A 16,178-nucleotide genomic window follows, 5' to 3' on the forward strand; every position below is an offset into this window, starting at 1 on the left:
TGGTGGCGTAGCCCTGTTAGGGGTGTTCGTGCAGGTCATGGGGTGGGGCGCCCTGCGGCCTGGAGGTCGTCGTCCGGTGCCGCGGAAATTCGGGTGACATTTTGTGGCGCTTGTCGGAATGTTGGGCGCGGTCGATGAGTTTTGTCGGTGGCGCAGGTCAATCTGTACATGACCACCACTTCTTGTGAGACCCGAGGCTGGGACGCCAGCCGCGACGACGTCACTCCCGACAACCCCGATCGAGGTATCGTGCCCGGCTCCCTGCTCGACTCACCTGCCACTTCCGCGACCGGCGTCAAGGGCCGCACCCCGCCCGTGATCCGGCTGCTGGTGCTGGCCACGTTCGTGGTCATCCTCAACGAGACGATCATGATCAACGCGATCCCGCAGTTGATGAGCGCGTTGCACATCACCGAGCAGACCGCGCAGTGGCTCTCGACCGCTTTCATGCTGACCATGGCCGCGGTGATCCCGATCACCGGCTGGTTCCTGCAGCGGGTGTCCACCCGCAGCGCCTATACCGTCGCGATGGGTCTGTTCCTGGCCGGCACGGCGCTGGCCGCAGTCGCGCCGTCGTTCGAGGTGCTGCTGGCCGCCCGCATCATCCAGGCGTCCGGCACGGCCGTGATGATGCCGCTGCTGATGACCACATTGATGCAGGTGGTGCCCGAGGAGGATCGGGGCCGCGTGATGGGCAACGTCAGCCTGGCCATGTCGGTGGCGCCCGCGATGGGTCCGACGGTCTCCGGGGTGATCCTCCAGTTCGGGTCGTGGCGGCTGCTGTTCGCCGTGGTGCTCCCCATCGCCGCCGTGGTGACGTGGAGCGGGCTGAAGCAGCTCAAGAACGTCGGAGAGCCCCGGTTCAGCACCGTCGACTGGCTGAGCGTGGTGACCGCCGCCGCGGGCTTCGGCGGGCTGGTCTACGGGCTCAGCCGGTTCGAGGGCGGTGACGTGCGCGTCGCCGCCGCGATCGTGGTCGCGGGCCTGGTGTCCATCGCCGTGTTCGTCGTCCGCCAGCTGGCGTTGCAGAAGCGTGGCGCGCCGCTGCTGGATCTGCGCACCTTCCGTCACCGCACCTACACGGTCGCGCTGATCATGATGTCGGTGGCATTCATGGCGATGCTCGGCTCGATGATCCTGCTGCCGCTCTACCTCCAGAACGTCCGCCAGCTCAGCGCCCTGGAGACCGGGCTCCTCGTCATGCCCGGCGGTCTGGCGATGGGGCTGCTCGGTCCGACCGTCGGCCGCCTGTTCGACCGGTTCGGCGGCCGGGTTCTGGTCATCCCCGGCGCGATCGGGATCATGTTCGCGCTCGTCGGCTTCACCCAGGTCACGATGACCATGCCGGTCTGGCAGCTCCTCGGCCTGCACGCGCTGTTGATGGTGAGCCTGGCCGTGACCTTCACCCCGGTGTTCACCCTCGGCCTCGGAGCGGTTCCGCCGTCGCTCTACTCCCACGCCAGCTCGATCCTGAGCACGCTGCAGCAGGTCGCCGCCGCCATGGGGACCGCGCTGGTGATCACCGTGATGAGCGCGCGTGCCGAGGCCCTGCGCTCCGAGGGTGTCACGGAGGTGCTCGCCAACCTCGGCGGCATGCGGCTGGCCTTCATCATCGGCGCGGTGCTGTCCGTGGTCGTGGTGGTCACCGCCCTGCTCCTCCCGGCCCGCGCCGACAACGCCGGCGAGATCGAGGAGCCCAGCCGATCGGAGGCCTGAGCCGGGTCATCGGTCCGGGCAACGGCTCAACGGGGTTTCGGCGCGGCCCGTGTCGCCGCCGGCGGGACGCTTTGTGATGGTTGATCCATGGGATCGACTGATGGTGGAAATCTGCAAGAGCTGCTCGACGAACAGGCCGTCTACTACGGTGCGGTGGCCCCGGAGTACGAACGCCACGCTCTTCCCTTCCCCGGAGCCTCCGAGCTGCCGGCGGCGCTTGACGCGTTCGGGCCGGTGGGCAGCGTGCTCGAACTCGCCTGCGGCCCCGGCACATGGACCGCCCAGCTGCTCCGGCACGCCACAGACGTCACCGCCGTCGACGCGTCCCGGGAAATGCTCGCCATCGCCTCGACGCGGGTGGGCGGGGACGATCGGGTGCGGTTCGTGGCGGCCGACCTGTTCCGCTGGCGTCCGGAGCGCCGTTACGACGTCGTCTTCTTCGGGTTCTGGCTGTCGCACGTTCCGCCGGAACGCTTCGTGTCCTTCTGGTCGCTGGTGGCCGACTGCCTGAAGCCGGACGGGCGGGTGTTCTTCGTCGACGACAGTTACCGGACCGCCGACGAGCTGATCGAGGGCGAGCAGTCCGTGACCATCCGGCGCCGGCTCATGGACGGGACCGCCTACCGGATCGTCAAGGTCCCGCACCGCCCGGCGGACCTCGAACGGCAACTCGAGCGGATCGGGTGGCGCATCACGGTCCACCCGACCTCTGGGCCGCTGTTCTGGGGAGCGGGAGGGCGGGCCTGACTCCGGGGGATCTCGCGGGGTGACGCGCGGGGCGTTCGTCGGCGGGTACGCGGCACGTCAGCGTTCGACCTGCGCGAGAAAGATCCGCCACGTCGACTTGGTGATGTCGGCGGCCTCGGCGCAGATCTCCTGTGCCTCGGCACGCAGCGGCGGCGGTGGTTGCGGCGCGTCGCTGAGCCCGTAGCAGGGGATCGGGTCGCGCATCCGCGTGAGCATCTGCTGCATGTCCCTGGCGGTGAGGAGCACCGCGCCGTAGAGCAGGTCGGCATATTCCGGGTTCTGCTTGCGCAGCCGGCGCGCGGTGCCGGTGGCGACCTTGACCGCCGCCGCGAGCGCTTTGCCGCAGGTCTTGCTGCTCAGGGGGGTGCGCCGGGTACACCTGTCTAGTTTGTCCGCGCCCGGGTGCGCGTCCATCGCGGCCCGGAAAGCGTTCTGGACGTCCCGCGTCACCTTCGGCGTCCCCGCTGATCCGGAAGGGGACGGGCCGGCGGTGGTGGTCGCGGGGGCGGGGGAGGCGGTCGCCGGGGTGGCCGGTGGCGGGCCGTCCGCGCAGGAGGTGACCAGCATCCCGACGACCACGGCGGGCGCGAGGCGTACCCATCTCATCCGCGCAAGATAACATCCGCATGATCGCGCGGCTACGGTCTGTCAGCAGCGCCGTCCGGCGGACGGCTCGCGATCGAGGACCCCGGGCGGCCGGCGAGCGAGCGGCGCCCCGGCGGGGGGTGGTCAGACGGCCAGCGCGTCCAGGAGTGACTGCAGGCGGGCGCTCTCGCGGTCGGGGCGGACGAGGGTGAAGATGCTGCGGCTGGTGTTCAACCATGGCACGTCGGCGACCACGATGTCCCGGCCATGATCGCGCAGCGCGAGGTCGGGGACGAGCGCCGCGCCCAGCCCCGACTCGGCCATGGCCAGTGTGATCTTGAAGTCGTCGGAGTGGCAGGCCACCCTCGGGTGCAGCCGCCAGCGCGCGAACACGCCGTCGAAGAAGGACGCGTCGCTGCTCGCCGGATGGTGCACGATCCACGGCAGGTCGACGAACTGCTCCACCCGGTACGGCGCCAGGTCGGGCCAGCCGCGCGGCAGGACGACCTTGTAGCGGTCCTCGGCGACCCACCGCCGGCCCAGCGATGACGGCCACGACAGGCCGGAGTTGCCCACCTGGTAGACGATGGCGGCGTCCAGTTCGCCGCCCGCGCCCAGGCGCGGGATGAGTTGTGAGGGTTCGGCCACGGTGAGCCGGATCGCGGCCCGGTCGGCGGGCTCCATGTCGCGCAGGACGCCGGTCAGCACGTCGGCGAAGCTCGGGAAGATTCCCAGGCGGATCTGCCGCTCGCTGTTCCTGTGCACCTCCTGGACGGTGGAGATCATGCGCTCGATGTCGATGAGCACGACCTCCGCGTGCCTGGCCAGCACCTCGGCTGCGCTGGTGGGCAGCACGCTGTGGGCGAAGCGCTCGAACAGCGTCACGCCCATCTCCCGCTCCAGGGCGGCCATCTGCTGGGAGACGGCGGAGGGGGTGTACCCGAGCCGGTTGGCGGCGGCCGCGAACGATCCCCGCTGCACGACCTCACGGAGAGTGCGCAGGTGCTCCGGCTTCAGCATCAGCAACCCTTACCCTCAGAAGCGCTAAATGTCGTGTTTGTAGCACTTCCACCTGCATTTAGCTACTCCTACAGTGAGGCCCATCACATTTCCGAGCCGCTGAGAGTCCCGTGAGCATCCGCGTGTACCGCAACGCCGCCATCCACACCGGAGCCGGCGAGAACCCGTTGGCCCAGGCCATGGCCGTGAAGGGCCAGATGTTGCTGGCCGTCGGCAGCGAGGCGGACGTTCGCGGGGCCGCAGGGCCGGACGCGGAGCTGATCGACCTGGAGGGCGCCGCCGTCCTGCCCGGCCTCTACGACGCCCACATCCACACCGCCCAGTACGCCCTGAGCCTCGACGCGGTCGACCTGCGCGACGTGCGCTCCCTGGACGAGGCCCTGGCCAGGGTGGCCGCGCACGCCGCCCGCCTGCGACCGGGCGCCTGGTTGTTCGGCGGCCGCTGGAACAGCAACACCTGGGACCCGCCCGCCCAGCCGGACAGGTACGCCCTGGACTCGGTCTGCCCCGGACTGCCGGTCGCGCTGCCCAGCGTCGACGGCCACACGGTCTGGGCCAACACCGCGGCCCTGCGCCTGGTCGGCATCGACGCCGGCACCCCCGACCCGGTGGGTGGCGAGATCGTCAGGGACGCCGACGGGGAGCCGACCGGCATCCTGCGCGAGTCGGCGTCGTACCCGCTGCGCCACCTCATGGTCTCCGCCGACCTGACCGACCGGCTCCGCGCCGCCCAGGAGGAGCTGCTCGGGCTCGGCCTGACCAGCGTGCACGACATCGACGGCGAGGACTGCCTGGCGGCCTACCTGGAGCTGCGCGAGACGGGCCGGCTGAAGCTGCGCGTGCACAAGGCGATCCCGGCGACCCACCTGGAGGCCGCCATCGAGGAGGGGCGCCGCACCGGGCAGGGCGACGACTGGATCCGCACCGGGCCCGTGAAGATCTTCAGCGACGGCGCGCTCGGCTCGCACACCTGTCACATGAGCGAACCCTTCGCCGGCGACCAGGGCAACGCCGGCATCGCGGTCACGCCGTACGACGACCTCGTCAAGTTGTTCGGCAGGGCTACGGGCGCCGGCATCGCGGTGGCCACGCACGCGATCGGCGACCGGGCCAACCGCCTCGTCATCGACGCCTACGAGGCCATCGGCCGCACGCCCGGCCTGCGGCACCGCATCGAGCACGCCCAGCACCTGCGGCCCGGCGACCTGGCGAGGATGGCCCGGCTGGGCATCGCCGCCTCCATGCAGCCCGTGCACTGCACCAGCGACATCGACCTGGTCGACTCCCTGCTGGCCGGTCACGGGGTGGCGTCCTACGCCTGGCGCGGGATGCTGAACGTGGGCGTCGCCCTGGCCTTCGGCTCCGACGCCCCCGTGGAGCACCCCAACCCGTTCGCCGCGCTCCACGCCGCCGCCACCCGTACCCGCCCCGATGGCACGCCTCCTGGCGGCTGGCAGCCCGAGCAGCGGCTGAGCATGGCCGAGGCCATCACCGCGCACACCCTGGGCGCGGCCTACGCGGCGGGCGAGGAAGAGCGCAAGGGCACCCTCGCGCCCGGCAAGCTCGCCGACTTCATCGCGGTGGACACCGACCCCTACCGGGAGTCACCGGACGCGGTGCTGCGCACCAAGGTCATGACCACCGTCGTCGGCGGCGAAGTCCGCTGGCAGCGAAGCTGAAGGAGAACCCCCCCAGTGAACACCCGGATCCGTACGTTGCTCGCTGCCGGTGCGCTGCTCGCCGCCGCCACGGCCTGCGGCGCCGAGCCCCTCGACTCGGGCCCGCAGGCCGAGCAGTCGGCCGCGCCCGTCGTGCTCGACCAGGCCCCCGCCGAGGACAAGGCGGCCGACGTGATCAACGCGATCAACCCGGACCAGGCGCTCGCCGCCAAGGTGCCCGCCCGGCTGAAGACCGACGGGCTGAAGGTCGTCTCCTCCCTCGGCTACCCGCCGATGGAGCTGTACGCCTCCGACGGCAAGACCGCGATCGGGCTCGACCCCTCGCTGACCCGGGCCATCGCGAGGAAGCTCGGCGTCAAGGTGACCATCACCGACGAGGAGTTCAACTCGCAGATCCCCGGCGTGCTCACCGGCCGCTACGACTTCGTCATCTCCTCGATGACCGACAACGCCGAACGCCAGGGCAAGCTCTCGTTCGTCGACTACGTGCGGGCGGGCGCGGGACTCCTGGTGAAGAAGGGCAACCCGGCGGGCATCTCGGGGCCTGACGACCTGTGCGGCAAGACGGTCTCCGTCGTCGACAACGGCTCGTCGCTCGCGCTGGCCGAACAGTACGACGCCGACTGCGAGAAGGCCGGCAAGGGCGGCCTGACCATCCTGAAGTTCCCCGGTGACCAGGAGGCCCTGCTCCAGGTCGGCGGCGGTCGGGCGCAGGCCAGCATCACCGACTACGTGGTGACGACCTACAAGGCCGCCGACCCCAAGCTCGGGGTGGAGGGGATCGCGCTCGAAGGCACGGAGAGCCTGTGGGGCATCGGCATGAAGCCGGACGACAAGGAGCTGATCGACTCCGTCAAGGGCGCGCTCAACTCCCTCATCCAGAGCGGCGAGTACGGCAAGGTGCTCAAGGCGTGGAACCTGGAGAAGCTGGCCGTCGAGTCCGCCACGGTCAACGGCGGTAAGTGACCGTGCGGACCGAGCCGATCCTCGACGAGACGGGGACCCCCGTCCCCGTCGCGCGGACCCTGCACTGGGGCCGCTGGGTGGGCGCCGCCGCCGCGCTGGCGGTCGCGGGCTGGCTGGCCTACCTGGTCGTCGTCAACCCTCGCCTCGACTGGAGCAAGGTCGCCGAATACCTGCTCGACGACCGCATCCTGGCCGGGGTCTGGGTCACCATCGAGATCTCGGTGGTGGCCACGGCTCTCGGGCTGGTGCTTGGCGTGCTGATCGCGATCATGCGGCTGTCGTACAACCCGGTGCTGAGCGGGCTGGCCGGCGGGTACATCTGGTTCTTCCGCGGCACGCCCGTCCTGGTGCAGCTCATCTTCTGGTACAACCTGGCCTACCTGTTCCCCGAGCTGGTGCTCAAGATCCCGTTCACCATGATCGGCCTCAAGTGGGACACCAACGAGGTGATGACCGGCTTCACCTCCGCCATGCTGGGCCTGGGGCTGAACCTGGCGGCCTATTTCGCCGAGACCGTGCGCGCCGGCATCCAGGCCGTCGACAAGGGGCAGACGGAGGCGGCGTACGCGCTGGGCATGACCCCCGGCAAGCGGATGCGGGTCATCGTGCTCCCGCAGGCGCTGCGCATCATCATCCCGCCGACGGGCAACGAGTTCATCTCCATGCTGAAGACCACGTCGCTGGTGTACGTGGTCGCCGGGCACGACCTGATGACCAACGCCAGCCAGATCTACAAGGCCAACAACCTGATCATGGAGCTGCTGATCGTGGCGAGCCTGTGGTACATGCTGATGACCGCCGTGGCGACCTTCCTGCAGGGGAGGCTGGAGCGCCGGTTCGGTTCCGACGCCGTACGTCTCGTGCGCGGCGGCGGCCTGGCGGCCAGGGTCCTGCCGAAGGCGACGGCGTGACCGCGCCGGGGACGCAGGTCGTGCAGGCCGCCGGCGTCCGGATGAGCTACGGCGACGTGCAGGTGCTCAACGGCGTGGACTTCACCGTGTCCGCGGGCGAGGTGAGCTGTGTCATCGGCCCGTCGGGCTCGGGCAAGTCCACGTTCCTGCGCTGCGTCAACGGTCTCGAGCCGGTGCTGGGCGGGAGTCTGCGGGTGCTCGGGGAGGAGGTGGGCCACACCCTGCGCGACGGCAGGTACCACCCCTGGACGCCCAAGGAGTTCGCTGCCTTCCGGCGGAACATCGGCATGGTGTTCCAGCGCTTCAACCTGTTCGCCCACCAGAGCGCGCTGGAGAACGTGGCCTGCGGGCCCGTCCACGTGCTGGGCAGCCCGGCGGACAGGGCACGAGGGCTGGCGATGGAGCACCTGGAGCGGGTGGGACTGGCCGACCACGCGCACAAGCGACCCCACCAGCTCTCGGGCGGCCAGCAGCAGAGGGTGGCCATCGCCAGGGCGCTGGCGATGAATCCGGCGCTGATGTTGTTCGACGAGCCGACGTCCGCTCTGGACCCGGAACTGGTGGACGAGGTTCTGGAGGTCATGAAAGGGCTGGCCGCCGACGGGATGACGATGGTCGTGGTGACCCACGAGATCGCCTTCGCCAGGGAGGTCGGCGACTGGCTGACCTTCTTCGACGGGGGCGTGGCCGTCGAGCGGGGCCGGCCCGGCGAACTCCTGGCCGCTCCGGGCCAGGAGCGCACCAGGGCGTTCCTGTCCAGCGTGCTCGGCCCCAAGGAGGGACCTGCGGTAGAGGGTCCGGCCTGACCTGGCCGCATATCGAAGCCGATATCGCCCGTTGATCGGTATCGCTATTAGACATGGCGTGATCGCATCTGCTTGGCTCCTTCTCGCTGACAGCCGACAAGCGGAGGATTCGACATGCGACTCGTACGCGCCCGCGGGATCGTGGCCGCCCTGCCCGCCTCCGCCCTGGCGGCCTCCCTTGTGGTCGCCGGCGGAAGCCCGGCTTCGGCCGCGCCGGTGACCGTGCCGGCGACCGGGGCGGCGCCGTCGGCGGCGGTTCCCGGCGCGGCTCTGGCCAGGAAGGAGCTGCGCGAGCTGGAGGCGGCGTTCAAGGGCAGGATCGGCGCGTACGCGCTCGACACGGCCACGGGCAGGACCGTGACGTACCGGGCGGGCGAGCGCTTCCCGATGTTGTCCACCTTCAAGGCTCCCCTCTGCGCGGCCGTGCTGCAGAAGGCCCGCACCTCCGACCCCGGCCTGATGAACCGGCTCATCAGGTGGACGGCCGCCGACATGAAGCCCAACTCGCCGGTCACGGAGAAGCACGTCAAGGACGGCCTGACCGTCTCCCGACTGTGCGAGGCGGCCGTCACCATGAGTGACGGCACCGCGTCCAACCTGCTGCTCAAGCAGATCGGCGGGCCGAAGGGGCTGACGAGGTACTTCCGTTCGCTGAAGGACTTGACCTCGCGCATGGACCGCTGGCACCCCGAGCTCAACGACTGGACCCCCAAGGAGAAGCGCGACACCACGACGCCCGCGGCCATCGGCCGCGACCTGCGCGCGCTCACGGTGGGGCGGGCGTTGCACGCCAAGGACCGCGAGCAGCTCCTCGCCTGGCTGCTCGCGAACAAGACCGGCGGCGAGCGCATCCGCGCCGGCCTGCCCAAGACCTGGACGGTCGCGGACAAGACAGGCACCAACTCCGACGGGTTCGGCGGCGGGAACGACATCGCCGTCATCTGGCCCAAGAAGGGCGCCGCTCCCCTCATCATGTCGATCTACACCAACCGCACCATGGGTCTCGCCACGGACAACAAGACCATCGCGAAGACCGCCACCGTCCTCGCCCGCGCGCTCGGCAAGCTCTAGCCGCAGGGCGTGCGTCTGGATATCGTCATGACCGTCCTAATAGGCGGCCATTTTTCTGCACAGAGATAAATGGCGTGCCGTGCGCGAACAAGGCCTTTTTTGTCCGTGCAGGGCCGGGGCGTGGACCTTGACACGGCTAATCTTCTAGATGTTTTCTGGAGATATCGGCATAACGCCGCATTCGGTGTCGTGCCGTGAAAACAATCCCGATCTTTTACGGGGATGTCCATGGCAACGTACGCGTACCGCTGTCTGGATTGCGGGCAATTCGAGGTGCGCCTGCCGATAGGGACCGCCGAGGCGGTCCGCGAGTGTCCGGTGTGCCGCGCTCCGGCCCGCCGATTCTTCACCGTCCCGAACCTCACCCGGCTTTCCCCGGCGGCGTCCGCCGCCCTGACCCGAGAGGAGCAGAGCAGGGAAGTGCCCGAGGTGGTCACGCGCGTGCCTCCGGTACGACGGTGGCAACCGCCACAGCACCCGGCACTGTCGCGCCTTCCTCGGCCTTGAAACAGCCAGCAAACGTTGCGTTCGCCGGCGGCGTGGCGTCCGGCGAGCGCGACCACCCGTACTGACACGAGGAGGTGTCGGTGATGGGAGCCGTCGGACTGCTCTACGTGGGGGCGGTACTTTTCCTCAACGGTCTGATGCTCCTGGGAAAGGTCGAACCGAGAGCGGCCGGCGTGTTCAACCTGTTCGTCGGAGCACTGCAGGTGATCACGCCCACCGTGCTGGTCATCCTCAATCCCACCGACGTGCCCGTGGTGCTCGGCGCGTCGGGCATCTACCTGTTCGGATTCACCTATCTCTATGTCGGCATCAACCTGCTCGGCGGCTTCGACAGCACAGGAGTCGGCTATTTCTCGCTCTTCGTGGCCGTCATGGCGCTCGGCTATTCCTTCGCCAACTTCCGGATTCTCGGCGATCCCGCCTTCGGCGTCATCTGGCTCTACTGGTCGTTCCTGTGGGCGCTGTTCTTCGTGCTGCTCGGGCTGAAACGTACGCGGATCACCAGGTACACCGGCTGGGTCACGGCGATCCAGGGCTGGGTCACGGCGGCGATCCCCGCCTACATGACCCTGGCCGGCTACTGGCGCGACACCAGGCTCTTCGCGATCATCCTCGCCGTGTTCGGCGTGGTGGTGTTCGCCGTCCTGTGGCCGCTGACGCGGCACGGGGAGCCGGCCGCCGCGGCGCCCGAGGAGGCGGGGGAGCCGTCGAGACCGGACGGCGAGCGCCGGCACCGCCCGCGATGGACCTGACGGAGCCCGCCGAGGCGGAAGAGAGGTGAGGCCCACGCCCAGCCAGGAAGGAGCCATCCGCGAGAAGAAGGGCATGCATCATGCCGAAGGTAATCTACAAGATCGACCAGTCGAAGCCGATGCGCGACCAGGAGGTCCCGGGGCACAACCGCTGGCACCCGGACATTCCGGTGGCGGAGATGGTACGTCCCGGAGACGAGTTCCGGATGGAATGCCGGGAATGGACCGACGCCCAGATCGGCAACAACGACTCCGCGAACGACGTACGCGATGTCGACCTGAGCTTGGCGCACATGCTGAGCGGGCCCATCGGGGTGGAGGGCGCCGAGCCCGGAGACCTGCTCGTCGTCGACATCCTCGACCTCGGCCCGGTTCCCCAGCAGGTAGGGGAGGCGCCAGGACAGGGATGGGGGTACACCGGCGTCTTCGCCAAGGCGAACGGCGGCGGATTCCTGACCGACTACTTCCCTGACGCCTACAAGGCGATCTGGGATTTCCACGGCCAGGTCGCGACCTCCCGCCACCTGCCGGGGGTTCGCTTCACCGGCATCACCCACCCGGGACTCTTCGGTACGGCGCCATCGGCCGACCTGCTGAGCAGCTGGAACCGCCGGGAGCAGACGCTCATCGACACCGACCCGCAGCGCGTTCCGCCGCTCGGCCTGCCACCGCTGACCGACAACGTGGTCGCCGGCACGGCGACCGGCGACGCGGCCCAGCGGATCGCCGCCGAAGGAGCGCGTACCGTGCCCGCCAGGGAGAACGGCGGCAACCACGACATCAAGAACTTCACCCGCGGAGCCCGGGTCTTCTACCCGGTCCACGTGCGTGACGCCAAGCTGTCGGGAGGTGACCTGCACTTCAGCCAGGGCGACGGGGAGATCACCTTCTGCGGCGCGATCGAGATGGGAGGTTACATCGACTTCCACGTCGACCTCATCAAGGGCGGCATGGAGAAGTACGGGGTCACCACCAATCCGCTCTTCATGCCGGGAAACGTGGAGCCGAGATATTCGGAGTTCCTGTCGTTCATCGGCATCTCGGTGGACCACGACACCGACACCAACTACTACCTCGACGCGACGGTGGCCTACCGCAGGGCCTGCCTCAACGCCGTCGAGTATCTCAAGAGGTGGGGTTACAGCGGCGAGCAGGCCTACCTGCTCCTCGGCGCGGCACCGATCGAGGGGCGGGTCAGCGGGATCGTCGACATCCCGAACGCGTGCTGCTCGCTCTACCTGCCCACCGCGATCTTCGACTTCGACGTACGCCCGAACGCGAAAGGACCCGCGAGCCAGGATCGCGGACAGTGCGCCGTGACGAGCTGACCGCCATGACGTGCGGGGGTGGCCTCCGGGATATCGCCCGGAGGCCATTCCCTTAATGATGCGGCAAACACTGAACAAAATTTTCTCCGCATGGTGGCGGCCCGCCACCGCATGCGTTACGCGGCCGGATCGGCCGACGTGGACGGCCTTTCTCTCTCCCCCGGACCATGGCGAAGAAGGTCAACCCGGTCGCTCCGCCACGGAAAGCCCGGTAAAAGGCGCGTTATCCTTCGGCGTATCCCCCTGAACAGTTGTGAGCGCTCTGCGCTGTGAAAGGTTGATCCATGCAAGACGACGCCGTGTGGGTCCGAGGCGTTACCGGCATCCAGTTGCACCACACCACCGACCTTCAGGACGCCGCACGATTCCTGAGCAACGCGGCGATGGCGCTGCGGGCCGCGCACGTGCGTACCGGGGACGACCAGTACTCCGCCATCGCCGCCCAGCTCACCACCATGGTGGAAGAGACGCGGACGCTGGAGGGCGAGGCGCGCGCACGCATGCAGGGGTTGCACGCGTCCGACCCCGAGCGGTTCGTACGCTGCCGTGAAGGGCACGAGCCGTGGCCCGACGAGATCCAGGCGGGCTTCGTGCCGCGGCACACCTGCAGGGACCAGTGCCTGTACCACGACCACGACGTTCTCGACGCCATCATGCAGTGCACCTGCGGCCAGCCTCCGTGCCGCGCCTGCGCCATCGCCGGCGCTCCGTAGCAGCGGCGGCGGTCCGCCGACGCGCGAGCGGGCCCGGACGGGTTGAACGTGACGGGGAGGGAGGCTTGCCTCACCCCCGGGTTTCATGCATATCGCTGCCGCCACCGGGGGGCGTGCTGGTAGGGGTGTAGGCATGATCTTTTTGACGCGGACGGTCAGCGTCGTCGTGCTGGCTCTGCTGGCCATCCCGCTCACCGCTGTCTTCGCGGCTCCGCACGCGGCGGCGGATGCTCGCAAACGATCCCAGGCCGAGGCCGGCGCGCTCGCCCGCAAGATGCTGGCCCAGCTGAAGGTGTCCAGGCCGTTATCGATCCGCGGCTACAGCCACCGCCGCTTCCAGCCGCGATGGGAGAAGCACAAGGGCAGGTGCAGCACGCGCGAGGCGGTTCTGGCCCGTGACGGCCGGCGCGTGCGCAAGAACGCGGCCTGCCATCCGGTCAAGGGCGTCTGGTACAGCCCGTACGACGGAAAGAAGTTGAAGAGCGAGCGGCTGGTCGACGTCGACCATGCCGTGCCGCTGGCGTACGCGTGGCGTTCGGGGGCGAGCAGGTGGAGCCCGGCGCGCAGGCGCGCGTTCGCCAACGACCTCAAGCGGCCCGAACTCATCACGGTCAGCCACTCCGCCAACATCGCCAAGGGCGCCAAGGGCCCCCAGAGCTGGCGCCCGTCGCGCCGCGCCCACTGGTGCCGCTATGCCGTTTCCTGGATCACCGTGAAGCGCCACTACCGGCTTTTCGTGACGCGGAACGAGAAGGTGGCCCTGCTCAACATGCTCCGTAAGTGTTAAAGATGCGGGTGATGTGACACGAGGTGCGGATTGTGGCGAGGGTGCAGTTTGCCAACGGGTGTAGGCCGCACACCGACATCGCCACAATCCGCGGCTCTCGTGGGAATGGATTACCACCAGTCCCAGTCGTCGCCCCAGGGGCCGCCCCAGCCGCCCCACCAGCGCCTACGACGGCAACGACGGCGACGCCACCAACGGCGCCTACGGCCGCAGCCTCCTCCGTGCTGGAAGTCGAACGTCATTGTTCCTCCCCCGTTGATCGCATTCCTCAATTCGGACGCTAGCACCCATATCGCCATATTCCAGGACATATCCGGCAATTTCAGGGATGCTTGACGCTGAATTCACTACGTAAAGGCCGCCGATCTCGCGTGGCCTGGGGGAGCCGCAGGAAAACCTGACCCGCCCTCTCTCAGGCGGAAGCGCGCCGCATGATCTCCTGTTCGGTGAGCGGGTCGGCAGGATGGTGGCTCAGGCACTGCGGGGTGCGGACCAGCGCCCCGACGGCCAGGCCGAGCGCGGAGTCCAGCTCGTCCCGGTCGTCGAGCACGGCCCCGAAGTCGGGGAGCGGCCGGAAGGTCAGCGGGCGCCCGCGTGAGCGCCCAGGAGTCCAGACCACGACCTCGGTCTCGGCGAAGTAGCGGGCCGCCTTGTCCGCGTCACCGGGACCCCACCCGGGCGGCGCCTCGGGCCAGGGATCGCCCAGCCGGGCGAGGTCGTTGTTGGAGTCGAGCACGATCGAGGACACCCCGTGCAACGCGCACTCCTCCACGAGCCGCCGCAGGAACACGGTCTTGCCCGATCCGGAGCCCGCGAAGACGGCGGTGTGGCGGGCCAGCGCGGCCAGCTTCAGCTCCAGGTCCGCGCCCGTGTCGAACCGCCTGCCGACCGCGACGACGGCCCCGCGCCCGTCGGGACGGGCCGGGGACGCCGGGGGCGGATCGGCGGGGCTCGTCGTGCTCGGTCGCCGAGGTCGTCGGTGCCGGGCACCAGGATCTCGTGATCGCCCTCGTGCACCCAGACGGCGGCGCCCCGCCACTCGCCAGGCTGGCGGGACCAGCCGGTCATGGCGAGATAGCTGCTGATGTCGGCGACCGACAGGGGCCTGGTCACGCGGGCGCGCCGACGAGGTCGCGCAGGGCCCGCACGGTGAGCACGTTACCCAGCGGCACCCGTACGGGCGCGTGCCGTTGGGCGCTCGGGGATTCGATGGCCTGTTCGCCCTCGAACCCCCGGTAATAGCAGAGCCGGCTGAGCGTCAGGCCTTCGGTCTCCACCCGGGCGTAACGGTCGCTCTCGCGCGGGACCACGACGACGAACAGGTAGCGCGGAACGAGGAACGGACCCGCGACGAATTTGTTGTACTGCACCTCGTTCAGCCCGTGAAAGTACAGGTCGGGCCCCTTGTGCGCGGGCGCTGACCACGACTTGACCTGCACTTCGATCGCGGGCGACGCGATGTGCCCGGCCCTGCCCGGATAACGGAAGCCGAGGTCGATCCCGTCGTGGTCGAGGTCGTCCTTGTAGACGAGGAGCCCGGCGGCGGAGGCGAGGGCTCGCACGTAGTCCTCGGCGAACTTGCCCTGATGATTCCGCTGGTCAAGCATGCAGGCTCCCTCGCCAACGCCCCACCCAATGCCGCGCGGGTCAAAGAGTATCTACCGAGCCGTTCGCGAGAGCGGGTTTTCGCCTTCAGCGCTGCGCGATAACTCCCTCTTTATGACTGATTTCCGACCATTACGAAGAATGGCAGAAGCTGGTACGGCATAACACTTGTGTTACGTCAGTGGCTAATCTTGGGAAGGTACGGGCCGAAATGCTCGGCGACGATTTCCGCGACCCCGTCGGCGTCGCGCGAGCCGTCGACCTGGAGCACGCGGATGCCGAGCCGGCGGGCGCCGCGGACGGCGTCGTCCGCGACCAGTTGGTCCCGGGCGAGGCGGTTGGCCTGCGCGCGGGCCGGGTCGCTGACGGCTTGGCTGAGCGCGCCGGCCCGGGGCAGCGTACGCACCTGGTGCCGGCGGAAGCCGGGCGCGGGCACCATGACGATCATGCGGCGTGGGGAGTCGAGGAGCGGCGCGACCAGTTCGGGGCGCAGCCCCCAGCCTTCGGCGATGACGGGGTGCCCGGAGACGAGCCCGCGCAGGTCGTCGAGCGCCCAGGCGAACCGGTCGGGAAATCCGGCCAAGGTCGCCTTCGCCATGTCCTCCGGAGTGGGGTCGACCCACAGGGCGTCGGGGTCGGGTGCGGTGACGGGCTCGCCGAGTGCGACGCGGCGGGCGATGCGGCGATCATTGTGGCCGCGGGCGTCATGGTAGTCGTAGTGGTAGGCGGTGACGCCGTATCGAGCGGCCAGGATCCGGGCCACGGTCGACTTGCCGGCCCACTGGCCACCCCCGATCCACAACGCGCGACGCAACGTGCCGAAGGGGTCCCACACTTCTTGCTCGGCCACCTGGCATCCTCCCGAGTCCCTCGAACCGTGCCGGTCCAAAGTCTCCCCCGTCTCGGCGCCGCGCGGGTCCGGGGTGCGACCGTGGGCCCGGAACGAGCCGTTCACCGAGGGCGGCCGCGCATACGTGTTGGCCGC

At 69.2% G+C, this 16,178-nt stretch carries 18 protein-coding genes; 12 read left to right on the plus strand and 6 right to left on the minus strand.

Annotated features, from left to right (window positions below; translation table 11 throughout):
* Window positions 1-147: 147 nt before the first annotated feature.
* Window positions 148-1,716: an MDR family MFS transporter gene (locus tag ACTWPV_RS32205; RefSeq protein ID WP_443154665.1), complete on the plus strand. Its 1,569-nt coding sequence runs from the start codon at window positions 148-150 to the stop codon at window positions 1,714-1,716.
* An 87-nt stretch (window positions 1,717-1,803) separates the two neighbouring features.
* On the plus strand, window positions 1,804-2,463 hold the full coding sequence (locus ACTWPV_RS32210; RefSeq protein WP_443154666.1) for a class I SAM-dependent methyltransferase: 660 nt from the start codon (window positions 1,804-1,806) through the stop codon (window positions 2,461-2,463).
* A gap of 57 nt (window positions 2,464-2,520) precedes the next feature.
* Here the strand turns inward: ACTWPV_RS32210 and ACTWPV_RS32215 are convergent, their stop codons facing one another.
* Both ACTWPV_RS32215 and ACTWPV_RS32220 read right to left on the minus strand, forming a co-directional pair.
* The gene (locus tag ACTWPV_RS32215) at window positions 2,521-3,069 is read right to left on the minus strand and encodes a hypothetical protein (RefSeq protein ID WP_347650678.1); all 549 of its coding nucleotides are present in this window, start codon (window positions 3,067-3,069) and stop codon (window positions 2,521-2,523) included.
* Between the two features lie 123 nt (window positions 3,070-3,192).
* On the minus strand, window positions 3,193-4,068 hold the full coding sequence (locus ACTWPV_RS32220; protein WP_443154667.1) for a LysR family transcriptional regulator: 876 nt from the start codon (window positions 4,066-4,068) through the stop codon (window positions 3,193-3,195).
* Between the two features lie 110 nt (window positions 4,069-4,178).
* On the opposite strand from ACTWPV_RS32220, the gene ACTWPV_RS32225 reads away from it, so the two are divergent.
* The 10 genes from ACTWPV_RS32225 to ACTWPV_RS32270 all read left to right on the plus strand — a co-directional run bounded on the left by ACTWPV_RS32225 (window position 4,179) and on the right by ACTWPV_RS32270 (window position 13,588).
* On the plus strand, window positions 4,179-5,747 hold the full coding sequence (locus ACTWPV_RS32225; protein WP_443154668.1) for an amidohydrolase: 1,569 nt from the start codon (window positions 4,179-4,181) through the stop codon (window positions 5,745-5,747).
* Between the two features lie 15 nt (window positions 5,748-5,762).
* On the plus strand, window positions 5,763-6,713 hold the full coding sequence (locus ACTWPV_RS32230; RefSeq protein WP_347650675.1) for an ABC transporter substrate-binding protein: 951 nt from the start codon (window positions 5,763-5,765) through the stop codon (window positions 6,711-6,713).
* Window positions 6,710-7,624, plus strand: coding sequence for an amino acid ABC transporter permease (locus ACTWPV_RS32235; protein ID WP_347650674.1), 915 nt, complete (start codon window positions 6,710-6,712; stop codon window positions 7,622-7,624). Before ACTWPV_RS32230 ends, ACTWPV_RS32235 begins: the two co-directional genes overlap by 4 nt.
* Window positions 7,625-7,665: 41 nt before the next feature.
* Window positions 7,666-8,430, plus strand: a complete 765-nt coding sequence (locus ACTWPV_RS32240) for an amino acid ABC transporter ATP-binding protein (protein WP_347650703.1) — start codon at window positions 7,666-7,668, stop codon at window positions 8,428-8,430.
* Window positions 8,431-8,544: 114 nt separating this feature from the next.
* Complete coding sequence (gene bla, locus ACTWPV_RS32245) at window positions 8,545-9,501, plus strand: class A beta-lactamase (protein ID WP_443154669.1); 957 nt, start codon at window positions 8,545-8,547, stop codon at window positions 9,499-9,501.
* A gap of 228 nt (window positions 9,502-9,729) precedes the next feature.
* Window positions 9,730-10,008: an FmdB family zinc ribbon protein gene (locus tag ACTWPV_RS32250; protein WP_443154670.1), complete on the plus strand. Its 279-nt coding sequence runs from the start codon at window positions 9,730-9,732 to the stop codon at window positions 10,006-10,008.
* An 83-nt stretch (window positions 10,009-10,091) separates the two neighbouring features.
* Window positions 10,092-10,760: an AmiS/UreI family transporter gene (locus ACTWPV_RS32255; protein WP_443154671.1), complete on the plus strand. Its 669-nt coding sequence runs from the start codon at window positions 10,092-10,094 to the stop codon at window positions 10,758-10,760.
* Between the two features lie 80 nt (window positions 10,761-10,840).
* Window positions 10,841-12,088 (plus strand): formamidase, encoded by a 1,248-nt coding sequence (gene fmdA / locus ACTWPV_RS32260; RefSeq protein WP_347650671.1) that lies wholly within the window; start codon window positions 10,841-10,843, stop codon window positions 12,086-12,088.
* 284 nt (window positions 12,089-12,372) lie between these two features.
* Window positions 12,373-12,801 carry a hypothetical protein gene (locus ACTWPV_RS32265; protein ID WP_443154672.1) on the plus strand — a complete coding sequence of 143 codons (429 nt, stop codon included), beginning with the start codon at window positions 12,373-12,375 and terminating at the stop codon, window positions 12,799-12,801.
* Between the two features lie 133 nt (window positions 12,802-12,934).
* A complete protein-coding gene (locus ACTWPV_RS32270) occupies window positions 12,935-13,588 on the plus strand; it encodes a GmrSD restriction endonuclease domain-containing protein (RefSeq protein ID WP_443154673.1) in 654 nt (217 codons plus the stop codon).
* A 412-nt stretch (window positions 13,589-14,000) separates the two neighbouring features.
* Here the strand turns inward: ACTWPV_RS32270 and ACTWPV_RS32275 are convergent, their stop codons facing one another.
* From ACTWPV_RS32275 to ACTWPV_RS32290, 4 genes are all read right to left on the minus strand, one after another.
* Window positions 14,001-14,447 carry a helicase HerA domain-containing protein gene (locus ACTWPV_RS32275; RefSeq protein ID WP_443154723.1) on the minus strand — a complete coding sequence of 149 codons (447 nt, stop codon included), beginning with the start codon at window positions 14,445-14,447 and terminating at the stop codon, window positions 14,001-14,003.
* Entirely contained in the window at window positions 14,438-14,701 is a 264-nt protein-coding gene (locus ACTWPV_RS32280) for a hypothetical protein (protein ID WP_443154724.1), read from the minus strand. Before ACTWPV_RS32280 ends, ACTWPV_RS32275 begins: the two co-directional genes overlap by 10 nt.
* Window positions 14,698-15,195 (minus strand): DUF4365 domain-containing protein, encoded by a 498-nt coding sequence (locus ACTWPV_RS32285; protein ID WP_443154674.1) that lies wholly within the window; start codon window positions 15,193-15,195, stop codon window positions 14,698-14,700. The genes ACTWPV_RS32280 and ACTWPV_RS32285 overlap by 4 nt, the downstream gene beginning before the upstream one ends.
* A gap of 176 nt (window positions 15,196-15,371) precedes the next feature.
* Window positions 15,372-16,043 carry a hypothetical protein gene (locus ACTWPV_RS32290; RefSeq protein WP_443154675.1) on the minus strand — a complete coding sequence of 224 codons (672 nt, stop codon included), beginning with the start codon at window positions 16,041-16,043 and terminating at the stop codon, window positions 15,372-15,374.
* Between the last annotated feature and the right edge of the window lie 135 nt (window positions 16,044-16,178).

It is taken from the genome of Nonomuraea sp. KM88, from assembly GCF_052245635.1.
Lineage (GTDB): Bacteria > Actinomycetota > Actinomycetes > Streptosporangiales > Streptosporangiaceae > Nonomuraea.